Raw genomic sequence first — 19,586 nt, 5'->3', positions numbered from 1 at the left:
GCGACCGGTGGGAGCGTGCCGTGGGGGTCTGCTGCGCTATCAGCATGCGGCGGCACTCCGCAGCGACCTGGTGAACCAAGTTCACCTCGATATGCCGACGGTGAGCCCGTGCCCTGCTCGCCCTCCAGGGTGCACAAGCACCTGAACGCCCTGCGTCAGGTCCTCCTACCACGCATGGATGCTCGGCCAGATGACTGCCGAGGACTACCACCGCGCGAAAGCCGTGAAGAACGTCAAGGGCGGCATCCGTGCCAAGGCCGGACGCAGCGTCGCCGAGCACGAAGTCGCCGCGATGCTGAAGGCATGCCTCGCGGCTGGCGACCTGATCGGTATCCGCGATGCCGCGGTGATCGCCGTCCTGCAGTCGACAGGTATGCGCCGCGACGAGCTGGCCAAGGCGACCAGGGCGCACTACGACCCCGGCGACCGATGCCTGCTCGTCACCGGTAAGGGGAACAAGTCACGCGATGTCTACCTCCACGAGGTCGCCGCGCTCTACCTCGGCCGATGGCTCTCCACGACCGAGCACATCCGCCGACCGCTGATCGCACCTGTGAACCGCTGGGGCACCGCCACGGCCCGGCACCTGTCACCCGACGCCATCGCCGCGGTACTGGAACGCCGCCGCCGACAGGCCGACCTCACCCGGCTGTCACCACACGATCTGCGGCGCACCTTCGCCGGCGACCTGCTCAACAACGGCGTCGACCTTGCCCGCGTACAGCAACTCATGGGCCACGCGTCCCCCGTCACGACCGCCGCCCCGGCCGCCAGCGCCGCGCCGCCGTCGACGCCCTAACCCTGCCCGTTCTGAAGACCTCGCTACCTGAGTGCCCAATTGAGCGCGGCCGCCACTACGAGACCGGCGATGAGTGAGGAGCAGGTGCGCCACGCCCGCGACCTGCTCACCCGCCCGGAGAACAGCGTTACGTCCATCGCCCGCCTGCTCGGGGTGTCGCGCTCCACGCTGTACAAGTACCTGCCCGAGCTGTCCGGCGGCCGGGCCACTCTGCCCCAGGATTACTGAAAGGCGCCGTGATGGCTGCTCCCCTCTTCGCCTACTACGGCGGCAAGTCGCGTCTGGCAGCCCGGATCGCCGCGCTCCTGCCCGAGCACGCCCACTACGTCGAGCCGTTCGCCGGTGGACTGTCGGTGCTGCTGGCGAAGACGCCCAGCCGCATGGAAACGGTGAACGTGAAGATGTCAACCTCGACTGGCCCCGGAGTAACGGCCTGAGATGGACCCGCGCGAGCTCTCTTCAGACTGACGGTTGTTGGTCGAGCAGCTCGACGGGGTCGGCGCTGTAGGCGACCATCCAGCTGGGGTCGATGCGATACCACACGTTCTCGTCCCAGAACGGATCGTCGCCGTCGCCGTCGTAGTGGTTGACGAGGTAGTTGCGGACGGTCGGCCAAGTCGGGTCGCTGCTCGTCCCCTCGGGGTTCAGCGGAACGGCGTGTCCATGCGTGAAAATGCCGAGCTGCTCGCCGCGCATGAATGTCGCGCTGATGCCGGGCCGCGCCGCGAGATGACGGGCTTTAGCGGCCTGGCGGTGGGTGCCGACGATCCAACGGCCGTGCAGGAGGTGCCCGTCGGCGCCGCTGATGCGTGGCTCACCGCGCCGGGTGACTGTGGCGATGGCCAGTGTGCACATGCCTTGGCAGACTCGGACAACCTGCTCGGCGTCCAAGGTGCTTTCACCTGGCCGGATGATCGATTTGAGGTGGCTGCTGGAGCCAGCCAAAGACGTGTCGAGCAGGACTTGGAGGCTGTGGAGCTCGTCGGGAGTTTCGAACATTCGGCTAGTCAATCAGCTCCCACCGACAGTGTCGTCACGGTGGTCAGCAGCAGACTGGGCCCGCGCATCGCGTGGTCGGTGATCTCGGCACGTGCCGCGTCGCACACGCCGTACAGCGCCACCCGGACGCCGTTCGACCGGTGTTCCTCGAGCCGCATAGATCGGGTGATCTCGTGTGGTTCGCCGTGCCAGCTGCATTTGCCGCGCCGGGGGGCTGAGTCGGCCTTGTGCCGCTCAGAGCGGTACTCGTCGTCCGAGACGATCCTGATCACGGTAGGCATGGCCATGATTCAGCCTTTCATAGAGAATGACCCCATAGAAGGAGAGATCGGTACGCGTCGCCGACGATTCACGAGCCGCCGTTCCACGTCAACCCCAGCGACGATGCCTACCGGTGCGGACCGAGGCCCTGTCCACTGACGCGCTGACGGCGACGACGTTCAACTCCTCTGTCTGGCAGCACTGATCACCCATGCATCGATGGCGACCCGGCCCTTAAAGCCGGATCTTCCCGCCGAGCCCAAGTCCAGAGATTTCCGTCATTCTCGTCGGCATGGCGGGCAAGTGCTGCCGGACCTGCCCGGGAGATCGGTACGGATCCTTCTGAGCTTGGCCTTTTCCAGGGTCTCTGCATCCCCGCCGTGGTCGCCGTACGCGGCGCCCCGTCCCGGTGGCTGACTATGCGCCGGCTTAGCCCGTCCCCGCAACCCGGGTTCTCGCCCGCGCTCGGCTGCGGGCTGTGGTGGGCGAGTGGTGGCCGTTGAAGATCTTTTGCTGCGCAAAACATCTTCAACGGCCACCAGCACCCGGGTTGCGGGGCCGGTCACGCCGTCGCTCCGTCTGCCTTTTCGCCGGGACGGGGCAGCCGCCGAAACAGCTCCCCCCCGGTCAAGACGCAAGAAACCCGTGTGGCGGCAGGCCACAGCGAAGGGGGAGGACCCGTGCTCGACATCCACATCAGTCTCACCGGCAGGATCGCCTACGACCCGCGATTCTTCCCGTCCGATCACGAGGCGCCGGCCATGTGGTCGGCGGTGCTGGAGGTCAACGGGCCCCCCACTCCGCGCCGTGATGGCTCGACCTACATCCCCACGCGCCACGTGGAGGTCGTCGTCTACGGCGTCGCGGCGATCCGCGCCCAGGAGTCCTACCGCAAGGGCCAGCTCCTCATGGTCCAGGCCTGCGACCTGATCCCGCGCACCTACGAGACCAGGGACCGCGCCGGCAAGCCGACCGTCCGCGCCACGGTCAAGGTGATCGCCGCCAACGTCGGGCTGGCCTCCCGCTACAGCCCCGTACACGAGGGCACCGCCAACTGGCCGGTTGACGCCTCTCCGCGTCGCCTGGCCCAGGGCGCCTCCGCGGTCGTCGCCGAGGAGCCCGCCACCACTGCTACCGCATCTTTCGCCGGTTGACCTCCCCGTACGGGCGGCCCGCGATCACCGGGCCGCCCGTACGGCTCTGCCTGTGGGCGACCCCCTCGCCGTGGCGCACCGACCCGTACGGCACTTCCTGCCCTTTTCGTCCAGTTTCGTTTTTCGAAAGGAGTTCGAATGTCCACGACAACCGTCGCCGAGACCGACTTGGGTGAGGCTGAGGGGCTTCGCCTGGTCCGGATCCCGCTGAAGTTCCTCGACCACCATCCCGACAACGTCCGCTCCGACTTCGCGCTGACGGAGGCCTTCTGCCAGTCCCTGGCCGCCGAGCAGCAGGTGCCGGTGCACGTCATCCCGATCCCCGCCGACCACCAGCGGGCCGAGGGGGAGGAGGACTACCGGTTCTGGGTGACCAAGGGCAACCGGCGTCTGGCCGCCGCTCGCAGCAAGGAACTGCCCGACCTGCTGTGCCTGATCGACCTGGCCAAGGCCGGTGACCGTGCCGGCCAGTTCATCGACATGGTGGTGGAGAACGACGACGACTACCGACGCGGGCTGACCGCCTTCGAGCAGGCCCAGGCGCTGTTCGAGGCACACCAGGCCGGCGCGAGCCGTACCCGTCTCCAGCAGGTCACCGGCCGCAACCGTCGGCAGATCGGCGAGGCCCTCACCGTCGGCGGCCTGTCCGCGCAGACCCGGCAGGTGGCCGGCCAGATGGATTATGAGTGGACGCTGGAGGACTTGGCGCTGCTGGCCGAGTTCGACGGCGACGAAGAGGGCCTGGCGGAGATCCACGAGCGGCTCCGCTGGGGAGGCAAGGTCCGCTACGTGGTCGAGCGCGTCCGCACCGAGCGGGCCGAGGCCGCCGAACAGGCCCGGCTGCGGGCTGAGCTGGAGCAGGCGGGCATCACCGTCACCGAGCAACTGCCGCCCGGCGCGCTCACGCTCGCCCGGCTGGCCGATGCCGTCCACGGCTTCGACCCCGACACCCACACCACCTGTGCCGGGCACGGGGTGTACTTCCGCTCGTGGGACAAGACCGGCCCGGTGGCCTACTGCACCACCCCTGACCAGCACGGCCATGCCGCACCGGCCCCACCAGTGGAGGCCGGCTCGACCGAGCCGGCCAAGGGTGATGATCTCGAGCGCAGGCTCGTCATCGAGGGTAACCGGGCGTGGAAGGCCAGTGCCGTCGTACGCCAGGAATGGGTGGCCGCCCTGCTGGCCCGCAGCACCGCGCCCAGGCCGGTCTTGGCCTGGGTCGCCCGGCAGCTGGTGGAGATGCCTGCTCCGTTGCGGGACAAGCTCACCGCTGCCCGGCACAGCCCGCTGTGGGCCACGCTCACCGGGAACTTCAGCGTGGACAGTGCCGCCAGCGTCCGGCCGGGACGGCTGCCGCTGCTGGCCCTGGCGCCGATCGTCGTGGCGTACGAGCACCAGATGACCGTCCCGGACACGGCCCGATACACCTGGCGGCAGGACCGATCCGGCCCGGTCGGCCGCACCGACGCCCAGGGGTACCTGTCCCTGCTGGCCGAGCTCGGCTATTCGCCCACCCCGATCGAGCAGGCGATCATCGACGGCCTGCCGTACCGCGGCGACGCCCCCGCCGACGAGGGACTGGAACTCGACCCGTCGGCCGAGGCCGCCAGCGTCGATGAACGGCCGCAGGACAACGACGCGGCACAGGCGGGTGGCAGCGAGCACGCGACGCACGTCGATGCCTGGGTTGACCCCGAAACCGACTGCGACGCCGACGACGGCACGCCGTACTCGGCGGCGGCCTGACTCACCATCGAGGGCGCGCGCCGAACGCCCAGACACGCCCTACGGGCCCGGCCTCACAACGAGGCCGGGCCTTCCGCTTATCACCCGGAAGGAATCTCGATGACCATCGCCTCTCCCGTTCCGCTCACCACCCGCAACGCCGACCTGGGCGACCTGCACGCGCTGCTACGCGACCAGCACGCCCGCAAGGTCGATGTTCCGGTTGGCGCCGCGCAGATCCGCGCCGTCGGCACGCACCTGGAACTGATCGACACCCCGCCCGTGCTGTCAGATGCCGGCGTCACCGCCAGCACCGGTCTGTACCTGCCGACAGAGATCTGCGACCAGGGCCTGGCCGACAAGCTCGGCATCCCCCTGCCGTACTTGCGGCGACTGCGTGCCGAACGGCCCGGCCTGTACGAGGCCAACGTCAACGGCTGGCTGGAGACCGAGGACCGCCGATTCCTCGTACGTGCCCTGCGGGGCGTAGGCGGCGGCCCCGGTGTGGCCCGGGCGTTCCTGTCTGACCGCTACAAGATCATCGACAACCTGGACGTGCTCATGGCCGCACTCGACGGGGTACGGCTCGCCGGCGTCGACGTCCGCATCGACGGCTGCGACCTGACCGAGCGGCGCATGTACGTGCGGGTTGTATGCGAGCAGGTCGCCGCCTTGGCCCCGGAGCTGCTGCGCAACTACCGCAGCCCGTTCACCGGCGCCTCCGGTGCTGACAACCCGCTGGTGTTCGCCGGATTCGTGATCAGCAACAGCGAGACCGGCTGCGGAGCGTTCACCGTCACCCCGCGCCTGCTGGTGCAGGTCTGTAACAACGGCATGACCATCAACGCTGACGCCCATCGCCACGTCCACCTCGGCGGCCGCCTGGACGACGGAGGTGACATCCGCTGGAGCGGCGACACCCAGGACAAGAACCTGGCCTTGATCACCGCCAAGAGTCGTGATGCCATCGCCACCTTCTTGGACATCGACTACGTCAAGGCCAAGATTCGTGAGTTGACCGAGGTCTCCGGCGTCGAACTCGCCGACCCGGAGAAGACCATTCAGGTGGTCGCCACCAAGTTGCGATTCACCGAGGAGCAGCAGCGCGACATCCTTCGCCACTTCATCCGCGGCGGCGACCTGACCGCCGGCGGTGTGATGCACGCCGTCACCAGCGTCGCCCAGACCATCGACGACGCCGACACCGCCCACGACATGGAAGGCCAGGCGCTGCGCGCCCTGCACCTGGCCGCCGCTGGCACCTGACCTTCACCGGTCCCGCGCGGGCTTCCTTTGCGTGAAGGGACCCGTGCGTAGCCGCAGGCGAGGTTCATGCCCTGCGCTCACCCAGCACGGGTGACCCCGGCGTCGTGTTCTGGCCGGTCAGTCTCGCAGGCCCGGTCGTCCACGCAACCCGGCTCTCGCTCCGCTCACCCCGCACGTTCAAGATCTTTTGCCGCCTGAAGTCGGCTCCACCCGCCACCCGTCTATCGAACTCACCGCGGCAAAACATCGTGCCCGTACGGGGCCGCCCGGTTGCCCTCCCTCCCTTCCGCCTGCGTCCCCTCCCTCACCAGAACACGACGCGAACACCCCGCAAGGGCCCCGCGGAAGGAGCAGGACATGACCCGCACCCTCGACCTCCCCCTCCAGCTCACCGACCTCACCGGCTGCAGCCGCTGCGGCCAGACGACCCCGATCGAGCAGCTGTTCCGCTGCGCCGACAAGACCTGGATCTGCCACGACTGCGTGGCCGCGGCCGTCGAGGCCCACCGCCTGGCGGCTGTGGCCGACAGGAAGGTCTAGACACAGCCCGCGCGGGGGCCCCGACCCCCGCGCATCCCGTCCAGACCCCCACCAATCACGATCCGAGGAGGACATCCCGATGGCCAACGAGACCGCCATCACCATCGTCGGCAACCTCGTCGACGACCCCGAGTTCCGTTTCACCAACAGCGGCCAGGCCGTCGTACGGTTCCGCATCGCGGCCAACGAGCGGTACGTCGACCGTCAGACAGGGGAGTGGAAGGACGGCAACAGCCTCTTCCTTACCTGCAACGCCTGGCGCGAGCTCGGCGAGCACGTCGCCGAGTCCCTCCAGCGTGGCATGCGCGTCATCGTCCAGGGACGCCTGCGCCAGCGCAGCTACGAAACCGACACCGGGGACAAGCGCACCGTCTACGAGATCGAGGTCGACGAGATCGGCCCCGCCCTCCGCTTCGCCACCGCCCAGGTAACCAAGGTCAAACGCGGCCAGCAGACCGCCCAGATCCCCCAGCAGGATCCGTGGCCGCCCGTCACGCCGATCCCCACCGCCACCGCCGCCACCGTCGGCGTCCCTGGCTTCTAATCGCAGCGCGGCGGCCTCACCGTCTCGTACCGCCCATGTGCCGACACAGTGCGAGCAGGCCGACATATGTGCCGCTGGATGACTCCGCGCGGGTACATCCTGGACACCTCGCGGAAATCGCCCACCCAACGAGTAGCCTTTGGTCCGAATCAGAATTTATAGCCATATACCAGACAGAAAGTAATTTCTGTCTGGTATATGGGTCGAATTAGCGCCGAGTCGGGGTAGCGCGCGGCCGGGCACGGTCAGATGTCCCAGCGTCACGATGACAGCCGACGTAATTGATGTGATTCAGCAGGTCCCTGCCGTGCTGTTCCCTCGATAGCGCGACAAACGCTGAGGTCGCGCGTCAAGGAGATCGCTTCGCGGTCGGACATAACGGGTTTGGGGCGATTGCGTCACGAGCCGCGATCGAGGACTACAAACAAGATCGCATAAGAGCGTACCGTCGGAGCATGCGCCGATGGATCAGCGCGACCCTCGCCGGTGTGCTCCTGGCAGCGGGCGTCACGGGCTGCACCGTCGCAACGAACGGGCACACCGGAATCAGCGTGGACGCCGCCGGTCATCTCGTCGTGGTCCTTGCCTGGTGTGGGCCGGCCCCGGACGGGGTGACCATCTACCACGATCGGACGCCCCCGGGCCCCTCAGGCGAACCATCTATAGCGGACGCCAGCTACGAGGCACACGCGCTGACGGGCCAGGCCGCCTCGTTCCGGCCCGACGCGCCGTCGGACGGCTGGACGCTCTCAACAGGACACTTCAGACCGGACCCGTTGATCACCTATGTTGCCTACGGCTGGTCGAACGACAACACGCACTCGACCACCCACGTGCAGTTCAAGATCGCGGACCTCGCGAGGCTGCAGCCCGGGAAGGTCCTCATGTGGAGCGACAACACGTTGGTCTCACAGGAGGAGTTCGACCGGAAAGGACAGAGTCCGGAGAACTGCAGGTAGCGGCGGACGGGCGGTCGCTTCTTCGTGCCCTTGGCTTCCGGTGACGTGGTCACCGGAGATAGGCTGTCAGTGACGCCAGGGGCCGTGGGTTCCTGGAAGTCGTGAGGCCAGGTGACCTGGGGCATGACCGGGAGCCTGGCCTGGCGCATTTCAGCGTGTTGATCAGCGCACCGTGACGGGAAAATCGATCACCTTCTCACCGAGAATCTCCCGGTAGCGAGAATCGCCCAGCTTCTCGGCGCGGACGGCGCCGGCCACGATGTCGGCGATCCACAGCAGCGCCTCGCTCGCGCCGGGCAGATGATCGACGCGGAACTTGGTGCCCTTGGGCAGTGTGTACCGGGCGTGCTGCACGGTGGTGACATCCCTGGTGTTGAGCGTTGGCTGGCGGGCCTCCATGAACAACTGCTCGACCCCGAACCTATACAGCTCGAGCACCAATTGGTGAAGGCAGTAGGCGCGGGCGCGTTCTTGTTTGCGCTGGTGGACCGGGGAGCCGACCGCAACGACGTGCAACCCGTCGATCCCGGCCACCGTGTAGGCCAGCTCCAACCGCTCTTTGTCGTCGCGGGCCACCCAGTGCAGCTTGGCCGGGGCGTGCCGGGCCTGCGCCTGCAGCATCTGCGTACGGGCCGGCTCCTGCATGGGGGTAGGGATGATCATGGCAGCGATGATGTAGAAGCCGGTCGTGTCGTGCTCCTGGAACGACTCATCCGCCCAGGCGGTGCTCGCCCTCACTCGGCATCGTCCCCAGGGGTGTCCTCGAGGCCAGGCCCGTAGCGGTCGCGGGTATAGCTCTTGTCCACATACGCCAGCAGCACACCACACAGCGTGACAGAGCGTGACGCCGCGTGTCTCACATTCGCGACCGGTTCGTCCCGCCACTCCCCGGCCGGGCGCGGTGCCGCCGTGTCGGCGAGCGGTCTCCGGTCAGCAAGGGCAATCTGTCCGGCGGCAAGCACATGTCGTCGTGGACGCCAAGGTCCCGATGGACGCCTTCATGGGGGCGATCGAAGCGAGCGACGAGGCCGAGGTGAGCAGCCACTGGGCAGACCACCAGCAGCTCCGCAAGCACGTGGACACCCTCGGGACCATGGAGTACTTCAGTAAGGTCGCCGGCTCCACGGAATCCGTCGCGCTGTTCGTACCCAGCGACTCCTTCCCTCCTGCCTGTCGCCGATCTCGGCCCAGTTCATCGAGGGGCACAGACACGGGCGCTGGGCGGTATCGCCGCCAAGACCGGCATCCCCAAGACCTCGTTCCACCGCTACCTGTCCGCTGGAGCGACGTGATGGCTCCTGACCCGGACGGTGTCCCACTTCAGGTGAACCCCTACGGAAAACTGACAAGGTGTAAGCGGATCCCGTGTCCGGCGGGGTAGCCTCGCGCGCGCTCCCCCGGCTTTCCCGGCAATGTCAGCTTCAGGACACGGGGCCGACGTAGAGCCAGCCGTCGCCGTCCTGGATGAAGCGGCTGTGCTCCTCCAAGACGCCGGGACGACCGGCATCCACATAGTGCGCGGCGAAGTGAACCGTACGTCCGGCGGCCTCCAGGACATCCAGGCGCACCCAGCGCAGCGAGGGCTCCAACTCCAGGGACGTCGGCCGCGTCGCCGGATGCCAGGTACGGAGCAGATAGCCGGCATCGCCTACGGCAAAGGCGCTGTACCGGGACCGCATCAGCGACTCCGCCGTCGGAGCCGCCTCTCCCTTGTGAAATCTCCCGCAGCAGTCCTCGTACCTGGCGAGCAGCCCACACGGGCAACCGGATCGTCCTCTGGCCATGCCGCCCATTCTGGGCCAGGCGAAGAAGTGCGGCCACTGCGGCTGTAGTCGACGCTGGGAAAGATCCACGTGATCGACGGTGAACTCACCGGCGACGACAGCCTCGCATGGTGGTGGACTCTGACCGACGCCAACCAGGGTGACCAGACCGTCTACCCGCTCGGTCTCGCGATGCTCGTCGAGAAGTACCTGAGGGAGGGGGCGCCGGCGGCCCCCGTTCACCTCAGCGGCTGATCTTCCCTAGGCAGGTTCGTCGGCCGGGGAGCCCGTCAAAGCCAGGAGCGGTTGACCCATACCGGAGCCTTGCAGCTCGCCCTGTTGCAGAGCTTGAAGACCCTGATCTTGGAAAGCCAGGGCTCCTCGCTGGTGCACGCCCCCGGAGGCGCCTTGAGGGTCTCGATGGCCTTGGTGAAGGGGTTGTTCGTCGAGTACCGCACCGTCACCTCCTGGTTGTCCTGGCTGAGATTGCAGAGCTTGATCTCATAGCGGTTGGAGGTCACCGTGACCCGTCCGACGCCGTCCCACTGGTCGCTCCAGCCAGTGCCTGCGGCCTGAGCCGGTGAGGCGGTGGCCAGCAGGCATCCGGTGACCAGCAGAGCCGAGGCCGCCATTCGAACAGCAGTCATCCGAATCGTTCCTTCCGAGTGCTTTTTGTGATCAGGGAGTGTTCGGTTACGAGGGGTGGCGGTCGCATCGGCGGGCTCAGGGGGAAGGGCCGCCGCGGTGCCGTACCGGCGGTGCGGGGATCGGCGACGGTGGGACCGGCACGGAGGCCGCCTGCGACGCGGCGGACAGGTCGAGACGGGAGTCGGACATGGCCGCGCGGGCGTTGAGTGTTTGCAGAGGGTGCGGGCTTCCGTACGATCTCCGGACGGCGCGGTCGTCGGGTTTCCTGCCGCCTCGGCGTAGTTCCAGCAGGTGGATCTCCTGCCGCAGCCCGTCATGTAGTTCGGCGGGGGCGGCCAGCAGCATCGCCTCGCCGAGTGCCCTCGACGTCCCGAACTTCGAGGTGCCGAGTTCTGTGTAGGCGGTCAGCAGTTGCTCTCGCCCGGGCTGCCCGACGTCGACGTGAAGTGCTTTTGTCACGTTCCGGCGGTCGCGTTCGCCCACGACCAGCAGCCCTTCGACCGAGTGGAGCACGGCACTGGCGATCGGGACCATGTCGGCGGTGGTCGGTGCGATCACGCCAGGAGCCTTGGGCGGTGCGGCGTCCTGCTTGGCGGGGGTCCACGCCGGGTTGTCGTGCAGCAGCCGGCCGAGCCGTACGGCCACCTGCTCCAGATGCTGCTGGCGTACGGAATTGACGATCGGGCCCGGCGTGACCCGGCCGTTCCACGCACGGAGCACGCACTTCCACTCCGTTTTCGCTTGGTGTACGCCCTCGGCCGCACGCCGCAGCGCCCGCCTGAGGCGGCCATGGCCGGGATTCAGCTCGTAGGTCCGGTTGATCAGCTGGATGAGGGTCTTCGCCGCGAGGTCGGTGATGATCGAGGCGGCCAGAGCCGTACGCTGCCAGTCCCGTGGGCTGAACGTCTGGACACGGTGGTGTAGCGCGCGCAGAGCGTCAATGTTGGTGACGATGTGCGTGGACAGCTCCTGGGGGGTCTGCGCCACCTGCGGGAGCGGCTGGGGCGGCTGCGGGGAATAGTTGAGTGGGACCGCGCGCAGCGCCGCGGCATCACCCGAGCGGGAGGCCTGCTGTACGGCGGGTGAGCGCAGCAGGACGCAGGCTTGCTGCACGTCGGGTTCGTGGGCGAGAGCCGTACGATCCAGGATCTCCGCCAGTGCCAGCGCGTGGCCGGCGACCTCGGTGAGCAGGTGTTCGCGCACCTGCCGGTTGCCGATGACGGCGGCCCAATCCGACCGGGGGGCTTCTCTGAGCCGGGTGAAGTGGGTGGCCAGCATGTCACCCGCGGCACCCCAAGCCGTCGCGGCTGCCCGCAGATGCAGGGGAAGCGGGTGCGCGGCGGCCGCCGCCGGTCCGGGCTCCTCCAGCCGAGTGAGCAGGAGAGATGCCTGACGAATGGGGGCCGCGACCTCGCCGGCGTGGGCGAAGTCCTCGGCGCAGCGCGCCAGCATCGCGGTCAGTGACCGGCTGGCGTCCTTCGCCGCGGCTGTGACGGCGGCATCCAGGTGATCACGGTCCTGGACGGCAATGCCGCCCAGGTGTCCCCGGGCGTCGTCCAGGAGGTCTCCGAAGGTCGTGTCCATCAGGCGAGCAGGTCCCGGATCCGTCCCGCGTGGATGGCGGCGTTGAGCAGGCCATGCACCTCGCCCGGGTCGGAGCAGTTCTCTGCGCTGTCTACGAGCACCTCGCACGACAGTCGGCCGAGTCTGCCGACCTCGTCCAGGTCTGGCACCTGGGCGAGGGCGGAGGCATCGCGGAACTCGGGGCCGACCTGGACACCGAGCGCGGCCATGCCCTCGAGGGCCTCCTGCCGAAGCAGTGCGAAGGTGGAGTACTGCTCCGATGGACCGTTGAGCTCGCCCGCGTCCATGCCGATGGCGATCGAGGTGAAGGCGTCGATCGCCGCGGCGGTCACGGCCTGCAGGCCGACCTCGCGCCGCTCGCTGAGGGCGGTGTACGCGTCACTGATGGAGATCAAGGTTCTTCCTTTCCTCGAGATGGGCCTCAATGGTCATCTCGGGCACCGCCGTACGGCGTGATCGAGTGCGGATCTGTGGATGGCCCGGTTCATGTGCCGGCCGCCTCAGGAGAGGACAGGCCGGACCACCACCACGGCGGCGCGGGAACGGCGCGGCCCGGTTGCGGCTCCAGATGCTCGGTCTGGCTGCACTGATAGAAGGGGCCGCGGGCGCCGAGCAGAATCGGCAGGTGGTGGTCGAGGTGGACGTACCACTCGGCCATCCCGGTGCCGGGCTTGAGCCGCAGGGTCTCCCACAGATGCCACAGCGTCGTCAGCCGGGAGATGGCCTCGGCGTGACGCCACCACTCGGCGCACCAGCGGTACTCCCCGCCCAGCGTCCGCCGGTACATCGGCAGGAACCGCTCGGTCACCCAGTCCTCCAGCGAGGCGAACACCGGCTGCGCCGCCTGCTCGGTCTCGGCGCTCACGGACGCCCCTCCCCCACCGGACCGCCGTCGTACGGCTCGCGCGCGGGGAGCACGCGCTTTCGGCCGGAGTCGTACGGGTGCCGGGTGATCACCGGCCCGGCCGCGGCCGACGACAGCCGTACGGCGTGCTCGGTGATGGAGGCGGTGGCGCGATCGAGCGCGGCGGCGATCTGCTGGGCGTGCGGGCCGGCGTACCAGGGGCGCAGCCGGATCAGGGCGGGCCGCACCCCGGTGGCCAGCAGCAGCGCCATGCCGGGTTCGAGCGCGCGGATCGCGGCGGGCTCGAGGATGTCCTGGCGGCGCAGGCTGATCTGCTCACTCGCGTGGCGGTCGCCGTACGACAGGCTCCTGACCGGGACGTCGTGCTGCCCGACCAGGGTGGCCAGGTCGCGGGCCAGGCGTGGAGAGTCGACCCCGGCACCGATCAGTTTCTTGGTGGCCGCGCCCCACAGGGCGGCCATGCCGTGCTCGCCCCACACCGTGATGCCCTGCTCGTACGACTGCAGGATCGTGACCAGGCAGATGCCGCGCGAGCCCATGTACGAATACAGCTCGGGCAGGTCGGCGATCCGGCAGATGTTGGCCGCCTCGTCCAGGCAGACGGTCAGCGGCGGGTCGAGCCGGCCGCCCATGCGTTCGGCCTCGCGCTTGGCGGCGCGCATGACCACGTCGGCCAGGGCGGCGATCAGCGGGGCGGCCGCCGAGCGGTTCTGCGACAGCAGGTAGAGGGTGTCGGTGCCGGTGCGGGCGAAGCCGTACGGATCGAAGCCGGGCAACTCGCAGGGGGTGACCCAGGCCATGATCGCCTCGTCGCGGAGCGCCTTGGCGGCGGTGCGGGCGGTCTGGTAGATCCCGTCCCGGGTCTCCACGGCGCCGTTCTGGGCGCCGCGCAGGCTGGAGGCCAGCAGATGGAAGCCCGCCTCGGTGAGCAGCTCGCACGGGGTCGGCACGGCGGGCTCGTCCAGCCAGCCGGCCACATGCCGCAGGGTGCGGCCGGAGGTCGCCGCGGCCAGGAACAGCGCACACAGCAGGTCCTGGGCGGCCGGTCCCCACAGGTCCCGCTTGGCGGGGTCCTCGACGGTGAGGACGAAGTGCCCGGCCAGGCGGTGAGCGTCCTCGACCGTGACCAGCTCTCGCAGCGGGTTCCACCACCAGCGCTGCGGCTGGTAGGTGATTGATTGCGGGTCGAACAGCCATACCGTGCCGTGCCGGGCGCGTAGCTCGGCGGTGGCGGCCCACAGGTCCTCCTTGTTGCTGGTGGCCACCACCGCCCCGGGCGCCGACAGCACGTGCGGGATGCTGCGCGCGGTCGTCTTGCCCGAGCGCGGGGCCATGAGGTCGACCTCGGTGTCCTCCCAGCTCGAATACAGCACCGGCCTCCTGCGGCCTTTGGGCAGCAGTTGCTCGCCGAGCTCCAGGCCGATCTCGCCGGGCTCAATCCGGTAGGGCTCCCGCCGAGCGAGCGAGGGGCGCAGCCGGATCGCCGTACGGGCGGTCGGCAGGGCATGAAAGGCGGCCAGGCTCGGGTTGCGCGCCAGCGCCGCGACGGGATCGGCCGGAGCGGGAAGCCGCCGCAGCACCACCCGACATGCCGTGAGCGTCACCGCCGCGACCGCCACCACCAGGACAGTGGCGAGGGCGACGACCACCCCGGTCGGTGTGCCGGGCCAGGCGGAAGCCGTACGGCCGTGCAGCACGTCGGCGACGAACGCCGTCCCCAGCGGGGCGACCGTGCCGCCGGTGATGGCGGCTGCGAGCTTGGCCGCCACCCACACCGTCGCGGTCAGGCCGGCCAGGCTCCACAGCACGCCGAGCAGGAACCAGCCGCCGAAGGCGGGCCCGGGAATGAGCGGCACCCCCGGCCCCAGCGCCCGGCTCACCGGTCACGCCCCGCGGTTTGCGAGAGATCCATGCCGGCGAGCGTCGCGTCGAGGTGTTGCTCACCCTGTGGCCGCGGGCCGGTGGCATCCGTACATGGCCGTGCCCCGGCTGCGTGCCGTAGCAGAGGCATGACCGGGGCTTATGCCACTTAGCGTAACTGGCCGAGACTGACCGGCTGAGCGAACTCTCCTGGGCGCTATGCCTTCACCGTGGATGTGGCGGAACGTATAAGGACGGGTACTGGTCGTGACGTAAGGTCGGGCCGTGCTTCTCGCCTTCGTCGATGAAAGCTGCCGAGTGCGCGCGGACGATGACTGCGTCTACGTCCTCGCCGCTGTTCTCCTCCCTGCTGAGCGGCTTGACCACGTCAGGTCGTTGATGGACGCCCTTCGGTATGGGAAGGCGCCCACCGTTCACTGGAGGACGGAACGGTCGGCTCGAAGGTCTCTCATCGCGCAGGCGGTGGCGACCCTCGACTTCACCTCTGTGGTCGCCGTCAGTCTGCACGGCACAGCGAGCCGCCCGGAACGCGCAAGGCGACACTGTCTGCTCCGACTGCTGCCCGAGCTGTCGGCACGTGACATCGGGACCGTGGTCTTCGAGTCGCGCAGGGAGCAGGATGCCGCAGACCGGGCGATCCTGACGGTCCTTCGCAGACGCGGCGAGGTCGCCGGCGAGATGTCGGTCAGGTGGGAGCGAGCCAGTTTGGACGCGGCGCTATGGACGGCTGACGTCATCGCCGGAGTCGTTACCGGGTGGCTGGGCGGGGAGCACCTGTGGTGGCCGCTGTTCGAGGAGCGCGTCGCGTTCCTGGAAGCAGGCGAGATGTGACCGGTGAAAACGCGAACGCCGGGCTCCCGATTCCATCGGGGGGTTCCCGGCGCCACTTCCATGCCCCAGAGAGCACGACACGATCAGTATCCGCTTGCTCTCCCTCCGCTGTCAAGCTGCCGCCTTCGGCCGTATGGACACCGGTGTCCGCATTTCCGGGGAGCATCGGCACCACAGATGACTTGGTGCTCCCGGCGTACACTGGCCCCAGAGGCGAGCAGGAGGAGGCGACGGTGACAGCTCAGCCGGTCGAATACCACGACGCCGGGCACGACCCCGATGACATCGTGAGCCGCCTGCCTGAGCAGTACCGGTCCCAGTTCCTCGCCGAGTATCGCGAGGCCCTGAGCGCCGCCGCGGAACCCTGGCGTTACCGCCAGCTGCAGAAGGTCCTCCACCTGTGGCACCTGCGCGCCCTGATGTACGCCGATCCCGGGCACGAGCAGGCCAAGCACGAGGCGGCGCAGGGCATCAACCGCATTCCCGCCGAGGACGTCATCCCCGGCTGGGCCGACCTGGTGGCCGCCCGCCGAGCGGGCCGCGCCGGGTGAACTACCACCTCATCTATCACGCCTCGGCCTCCAGCAAGATCCCCGGCTTACCGCCGGAGGCGTTCACCGCGCTCGTGGATCGCCTGCTGGAACTCGGCGACGACCCGCTGGACAGCACGCCCGTCCGCGCCGAGGAGCCGAACTTCCGCCACGCCACCTTCGGCGATCGCGGCATCGTCGCATTCTACCTTGACCGGCCCCGCCGCACCATCACGGTGTACGACATCCTCTGGGCAGGCTGACCCCGAGGAGTGAGAAGTCGGTGCCGTTAACGAGCCAGAACCCCAGGCCGACGACAACCGGCATGCCCCGGTGCCGACTGGCAAGTGTCCGGTCTCACGACCTGAGGCATGTCTCGTCGATCATGAGGTATTTGCTCAGATGCCTCAGGTACGTGAGACGGCAAGCTCCCGGCCGGGCCCGACCGAGTTCGGATGCCCCAGGATCTCGGGGCCACCAGGCATGTCTATTGCTCGATGGTGATGCCTAGCGCCCCGGCCAGGACGTAGAGCAGGCCCTGGGCGTCCTGGCTCCTGACGATGGCCCCCTTGAAGTCGGTCACGCCGCCGATCCCTGCCAGGGTGCAGTCAGCGAAGCGGGCTCCGTCCATCTGGGCCTGGGAGAACTGAGCTCTCGTCAGGTCGCAGCGTTCGAAGCGAACACCCCGCAGGTCGGCGTTTTGGAAGTTGGCCTCCGACATCGAGCAGTCCCGGAAGACGGTGCCGGTGAACGTCGAGAATCTGAACCCGACCAGGTCAGCGCGACACCCGTCGAATAGCACGTCGCGGAACGCGCACTCCGTCCAAGTCGTCCCGGTCAACCGGCTCGACGACACCCGGCTGCGCCGCATGGTCGTCGTCCTGGCCGCCATGGTCGACAGGTCGCAGCGCTCGAACTCCACATCGACGAAGTCCGCCCGGCGCAGCCGGGTGCCCGCGAAGCCGGTGTCGACGAGGCGGCAGCCCTCGAAGTCGGCGATCTCCACATCACGGTCCGACAGGTCGATGCCCGTGAACGCCATCGAGCGATATGTACGGTCGTCTTCGAGGTCGTGTGCGGGTAACCGCGCGACGGCGAGTGACGTGGGCAGCTTGGGGGCGGCCGGTTCCTTCGGCTGCTTCTGCTGAGAACGAGAGATGGAGGAGGACATGGGTGGAGCCTAGATGCCCGTGCGCTTCGGCGTACTGAAGCGTTCCAGGCCACGACAACGCGCACCTGGCCCTCGATCAGACCGACGACTGGGAGGAGTACTGGTGGCTGCGCTGGATGCCCGGCGGCGTGCGGGAACTGGCCGTGCTGCCGGACCGCGAACGCGGCCCCTCCAAGGGCTTTACCGCAAGCTCTTCGGTGGGAAGCTCCCCAAGCCCGGTGGGCGGTTCAAGGCCGCACTCGCCGACGACGCGCGTCACATCAGCAACGCCGACCTGGACCTGTGCGGTGAATGGCGCCCGCCTCGCCGCCGCATGGCCGATCGGTCTCAACCGCCGAGTCCGACACCGCCGGGCCATCAACGAACCCTGCGGCACTGCCGGCGCCGTCACGAACGCCAACCCGGTTCCGGGAACCCCGGGGTGTGAACACCCGCCTCACCGGCTATGGCCCCTCGGGCTCCGTCCAGAAAATGGGCCGAACTGCGGGTCTGTGTCGTACAGCTCATGCTCGACGCCGACGAGGGCGAGCTCGACGGGGATGCCGAGTCGCTCCCCCGTCTTGATCAGATACTTGCCGCGTCCAGGATGCTTGGCGCCGGGCTGCCAGGAGTCCGGCGCCGACCAGGAGGCGACCATCTCTTGTTCCGGCGCCGTCAGCGGGGTGATCTGGCTGACGCGGGCGAGTTCGCGCGGCGGCAGGCCGGCCAGCACGGTGATGGCCGAGCGGTCGGCGAAGCCGCGGGCCTTGGCCCTATCCTCCTCACCGGCCAGAGCGTCCAAGTCCGACAGCGAGTGTGTGATCATGATCGAGGCCATGCCCTTGGCCCGGTTCAACCGTGTCAGCGCGTCGGCGTGCTCGACCAGGCCGGGCGCGCCGCGCAGGGCACGCCACAGCTCGTCCATCACGCCCAGCCAGGACCGGCGCGGGGCCAGGCTCAGCTCGGCGAGCGCGGCGCAGGCGTCGACCATGGCGAAGGAGTACGCCCAGGTGGACAGCATCGCTGCGGTGAGCAGCTTGTCGCCGGCCGCGCCGATGCGGGAGATGTCGATGCCGACCGCCGGGGCGGTCAGGTCCAGCGGGTGAGTGGTGGGCCCGTCGAACACCCCGGCCAGGGAGCCGGTGCACAGCAGGTCGAGGGTGAACACCAGATCGCGCGTGCGCTCACGGTAGGCCTCGACGGTGTCGGTGCGGGCGGCCGAGAGCAGCGTCTGGGGTCCTTCCTCAATGAGGGCCAGGACGTCGGGCACCGTCGGCTCGCGTGCGAGGCGTTCGTCCAGCAGGTCGACGGCGCGGCCGAGCACGACCTCCTCGGCGTTGCTGATCCGGGTCTCCCGTACGAGGGTGCACAGCGCGAGCAGCAGCGACAGGCGGCGGCCGCGTACCTCCCAGCGCAACCGCCGGGCATCGGGCCCGGCCATGTGCCGCAGCGCGGCGCCCAGCGGCCCGGCGTCCAGGGGGTTGAGTCGGTCCATCCCGCGCCCGACCGTGATGACCTGCCCACCGAGGTGGGTGATGAGCGGCGTGTAGTCGGGTTTGGTGTCGCCGAGGATCAGCGCGGTGGAGCCGAAGGCGACGGCCCCGGTGATCAAGCGTTTGATGAGGGTGGACTTGCCGGTGCCGGGCTGGCCGAGCACGAACACGCCGGGGTTGGTCACCAGGCCGGCGCGCAGCCACGTCAGCGGATCCAGGCAGACGACCTCCCCGGACAGCTGATGCCGCCCGATCGGGGTGCCGATCGAGGGGGTGCCCGAGCCCGCGACGAACGGGTACAGCCCGCACACCTGTGTGGTCGTCGCCTGATACTCCACCCCGGGCGCCACATGCACCGCCCGCCCGCCGTACGGCCTCCGCCACCCCCGGGCAGGAGCCACCGCCCGTCCTCTCCCCCGCTCAACGACGTCTGGTGACAGCCGTACCGGAGTACGCGAACCGACCTCCAGCAGAGTCAAAAAGCCCTCCCTAGTCGATCACCACCTCCAGTAGGCACGAGGGGAGATTGCACAGGGTGTGACCGCACCATGGCGGTCCTCGCCGCCTGAGCTGTAGGGTCAGGCCTGCGCT

Annotated in this window: 25 protein-coding genes; 14 read left to right on the top strand and 11 right to left on the bottom strand. The window is 68.8% G+C overall.

Annotated features, from left to right (window positions below; genetic code table 11):
• The first annotated feature begins 190 nt into the window (after positions 1–190).
• The 3 genes from AP234_RS30380 (at position 191) to AP234_RS30375 (ending at position 1,236) form a co-directional block, all read left to right on the top strand.
• Entirely contained in the window at positions 191–799 is a 609-nt protein-coding gene (locus AP234_RS30380; protein ID WP_160330521.1) for a tyrosine-type recombinase/integrase, read from the top strand.
• 69 nt (positions 800–868) lie between these two features.
• The gene (locus tag AP234_RS35555) at positions 869–1,027 is read left to right on the top strand and encodes a helix-turn-helix domain-containing protein (RefSeq protein ID WP_083502580.1); all 159 of its coding nucleotides are present in this window, start codon (positions 869–871) and stop codon (positions 1,025–1,027) included.
• An 11-nt stretch (positions 1,028–1,038) separates the two neighbouring features.
• A complete protein-coding gene (locus AP234_RS30375; RefSeq protein ID WP_055483189.1) occupies positions 1,039–1,236 on the top strand; it encodes a DNA adenine methylase in 198 nt (65 codons plus the stop codon).
• Positions 1,237–1,258: 22 nt separating this feature from the next.
• On the opposite strand, the gene AP234_RS30370 is transcribed toward AP234_RS30375, so the two are convergent.
• Together AP234_RS30370 and AP234_RS30365 are read right to left on the bottom strand one after the other, a co-directional pair.
• Positions 1,259–1,798 carry a pyridoxamine 5'-phosphate oxidase family protein gene (locus AP234_RS30370; RefSeq protein ID WP_055483188.1) on the bottom strand — a complete coding sequence of 180 codons (540 nt, stop codon included), beginning with the start codon at positions 1,796–1,798 and terminating at the stop codon, positions 1,259–1,261.
• Positions 1,799–1,806: 8 nt separating this feature from the next.
• Positions 1,807–2,085, bottom strand: coding sequence for a hypothetical protein (locus tag AP234_RS30365; protein ID WP_055483187.1), 279 nt, complete (start codon positions 2,083–2,085; stop codon positions 1,807–1,809).
• A gap of 654 nt (positions 2,086–2,739) precedes the next feature.
• Between AP234_RS30365 and AP234_RS30360 the strand changes: the two genes are divergently transcribed.
• The 6 genes from AP234_RS30360 (at position 2,740) to AP234_RS30335 (ending at position 8,250) form a co-directional block, all read left to right on the top strand.
• Positions 2,740–3,213: a single-stranded DNA-binding protein gene (locus tag AP234_RS30360; RefSeq protein WP_055483186.1), complete on the top strand. Its 474-nt coding sequence runs from the start codon at positions 2,740–2,742 to the stop codon at positions 3,211–3,213.
• Between the two features lie 138 nt (positions 3,214–3,351).
• Positions 3,352–4,962: a ParB/RepB/Spo0J family partition protein gene (locus AP234_RS30355; RefSeq protein WP_055483185.1), complete on the top strand. Its 1,611-nt coding sequence runs from the start codon at positions 3,352–3,354 to the stop codon at positions 4,960–4,962.
• A 99-nt stretch (positions 4,963–5,061) separates the two neighbouring features.
• Positions 5,062–6,207, top strand: a complete 1,146-nt coding sequence (locus tag AP234_RS30350) for a hypothetical protein (protein WP_055483184.1) — start codon at positions 5,062–5,064, stop codon at positions 6,205–6,207.
• Between the two features lie 357 nt (positions 6,208–6,564).
• Positions 6,565–6,747 carry a hypothetical protein gene (locus AP234_RS30345; RefSeq protein ID WP_055483183.1) on the top strand — a complete coding sequence of 61 codons (183 nt, stop codon included), beginning with the start codon at positions 6,565–6,567 and terminating at the stop codon, positions 6,745–6,747.
• Between the two features lie 79 nt (positions 6,748–6,826).
• Positions 6,827–7,291, top strand: coding sequence for a single-stranded DNA-binding protein (locus AP234_RS30340; protein ID WP_083502578.1), 465 nt, complete (start codon positions 6,827–6,829; stop codon positions 7,289–7,291).
• Between the two features lie 455 nt (positions 7,292–7,746).
• Complete coding sequence (locus tag AP234_RS30335; RefSeq protein WP_055483182.1) at positions 7,747–8,250, top strand: hypothetical protein; 504 nt, start codon at positions 7,747–7,749, stop codon at positions 8,248–8,250.
• Between the two features lie 162 nt (positions 8,251–8,412).
• Here AP234_RS30335 and AP234_RS30330 read toward each other — a convergent pair whose 3' ends face one another.
• Positions 8,413–8,988: a hypothetical protein gene (locus AP234_RS30330; protein WP_063843140.1), complete on the bottom strand. Its 576-nt coding sequence runs from the start codon at positions 8,986–8,988 to the stop codon at positions 8,413–8,415.
• A 250-nt stretch (positions 8,989–9,238) separates the two neighbouring features.
• Here AP234_RS30330 and AP234_RS38220 point away from each other — a divergent pair, with 250 nt between their 5' ends.
• The gene (locus AP234_RS38220) at positions 9,239–9,631 is read left to right on the top strand and encodes a hypothetical protein (protein ID WP_083502577.1); all 393 of its coding nucleotides are present in this window, start codon (positions 9,239–9,241) and stop codon (positions 9,629–9,631) included.
• A 40-nt stretch (positions 9,632–9,671) separates the two neighbouring features.
• Here the strand turns inward: AP234_RS38220 and AP234_RS30325 are convergent, their stop codons facing one another.
• A complete protein-coding gene (locus AP234_RS30325; RefSeq protein WP_055483221.1) occupies positions 9,672–10,034 on the bottom strand; it encodes a YchJ family metal-binding protein in 363 nt (120 codons plus the stop codon).
• A 69-nt stretch (positions 10,035–10,103) separates the two neighbouring features.
• Between AP234_RS30325 and AP234_RS37470 the strand changes: the two genes are divergently transcribed.
• Entirely contained in the window at positions 10,104–10,268 is a 165-nt protein-coding gene (locus tag AP234_RS37470; protein ID WP_160330520.1) for a hypothetical protein, read from the top strand.
• 35 nt (positions 10,269–10,303) lie between these two features.
• Here the strand turns inward: AP234_RS37470 and AP234_RS30320 are convergent, their stop codons facing one another.
• The 5 genes from AP234_RS30320 to AP234_RS30300 all read right to left on the bottom strand — a co-directional run bounded on the left by AP234_RS30320 (position 10,304) and on the right by AP234_RS30300 (position 14,990).
• The gene (locus tag AP234_RS30320; RefSeq protein WP_152990702.1) at positions 10,304–10,660 is read right to left on the bottom strand and encodes a hypothetical protein; all 357 of its coding nucleotides are present in this window, start codon (positions 10,658–10,660) and stop codon (positions 10,304–10,306) included.
• Between the two features lie 76 nt (positions 10,661–10,736).
• A complete protein-coding gene (locus AP234_RS30315; RefSeq protein WP_055483180.1) occupies positions 10,737–12,245 on the bottom strand; it encodes a hypothetical protein in 1,509 nt (502 codons plus the stop codon).
• Positions 12,245–12,640, bottom strand: coding sequence for a hypothetical protein (locus tag AP234_RS30310; RefSeq protein WP_055483179.1), 396 nt, complete (start codon positions 12,638–12,640; stop codon positions 12,245–12,247). Before AP234_RS30310 ends, AP234_RS30315 begins: the two co-directional genes overlap by 1 nt.
• A gap of 89 nt (positions 12,641–12,729) precedes the next feature.
• Entirely contained in the window at positions 12,730–13,110 is a 381-nt protein-coding gene (locus AP234_RS30305; protein ID WP_055483178.1) for a DUF4913 domain-containing protein, read from the bottom strand.
• Complete coding sequence (locus AP234_RS30300; protein ID WP_152990701.1) at positions 13,107–14,990, bottom strand: TraM recognition domain-containing protein; 1,884 nt, start codon at positions 14,988–14,990, stop codon at positions 13,107–13,109. Before AP234_RS30300 ends, AP234_RS30305 begins: the two co-directional genes overlap by 4 nt.
• A gap of 463 nt (positions 14,991–15,453) precedes the next feature.
• On the opposite strand from AP234_RS30300, the gene AP234_RS30295 reads away from it, so the two are divergent.
• From AP234_RS30295 to AP234_RS30285, 3 genes are all read left to right on the top strand, one after another.
• Positions 15,454–15,822, top strand: a complete 369-nt coding sequence (locus AP234_RS30295) for a hypothetical protein (protein WP_152990700.1) — start codon at positions 15,454–15,456, stop codon at positions 15,820–15,822.
• 233 nt (positions 15,823–16,055) lie between these two features.
• Positions 16,056–16,373: a DUF6247 family protein gene (locus AP234_RS37465; RefSeq protein ID WP_055483175.1), complete on the top strand. Its 318-nt coding sequence runs from the start codon at positions 16,056–16,058 to the stop codon at positions 16,371–16,373.
• Positions 16,370–16,615, top strand: coding sequence for a type II toxin-antitoxin system RelE family toxin (locus AP234_RS30285; protein WP_055483174.1), 246 nt, complete (start codon positions 16,370–16,372; stop codon positions 16,613–16,615). Before AP234_RS37465 ends, AP234_RS30285 begins: the two co-directional genes overlap by 4 nt.
• A 224-nt stretch (positions 16,616–16,839) precedes the next feature.
• On the opposite strand, the gene AP234_RS30280 is transcribed toward AP234_RS30285, so the two are convergent.
• Both AP234_RS30280 and AP234_RS30275 read right to left on the bottom strand, forming a co-directional pair.
• Complete coding sequence (locus tag AP234_RS30280; RefSeq protein ID WP_055483173.1) at positions 16,840–17,523, bottom strand: pentapeptide repeat-containing protein; 684 nt, start codon at positions 17,521–17,523, stop codon at positions 16,840–16,842.
• A 436-nt stretch (positions 17,524–17,959) separates the two neighbouring features.
• The gene (locus AP234_RS30275) at positions 17,960–19,396 is read right to left on the bottom strand and encodes a hypothetical protein (protein WP_152990699.1); all 1,437 of its coding nucleotides are present in this window, start codon (positions 19,394–19,396) and stop codon (positions 17,960–17,962) included.
• Positions 19,397–19,586 lie beyond the last annotated feature (190 nt).

The sequence above is a fragment of the Sphaerimonospora mesophila genome, assembly GCF_001417795.1.
Classification (GTDB): domain Bacteria; phylum Actinomycetota; class Actinomycetes; order Streptosporangiales; family Streptosporangiaceae; genus Sphaerimonospora; species Sphaerimonospora mesophila.
This window is presented reverse-complemented; position numbering and strand designations above follow the sequence as displayed.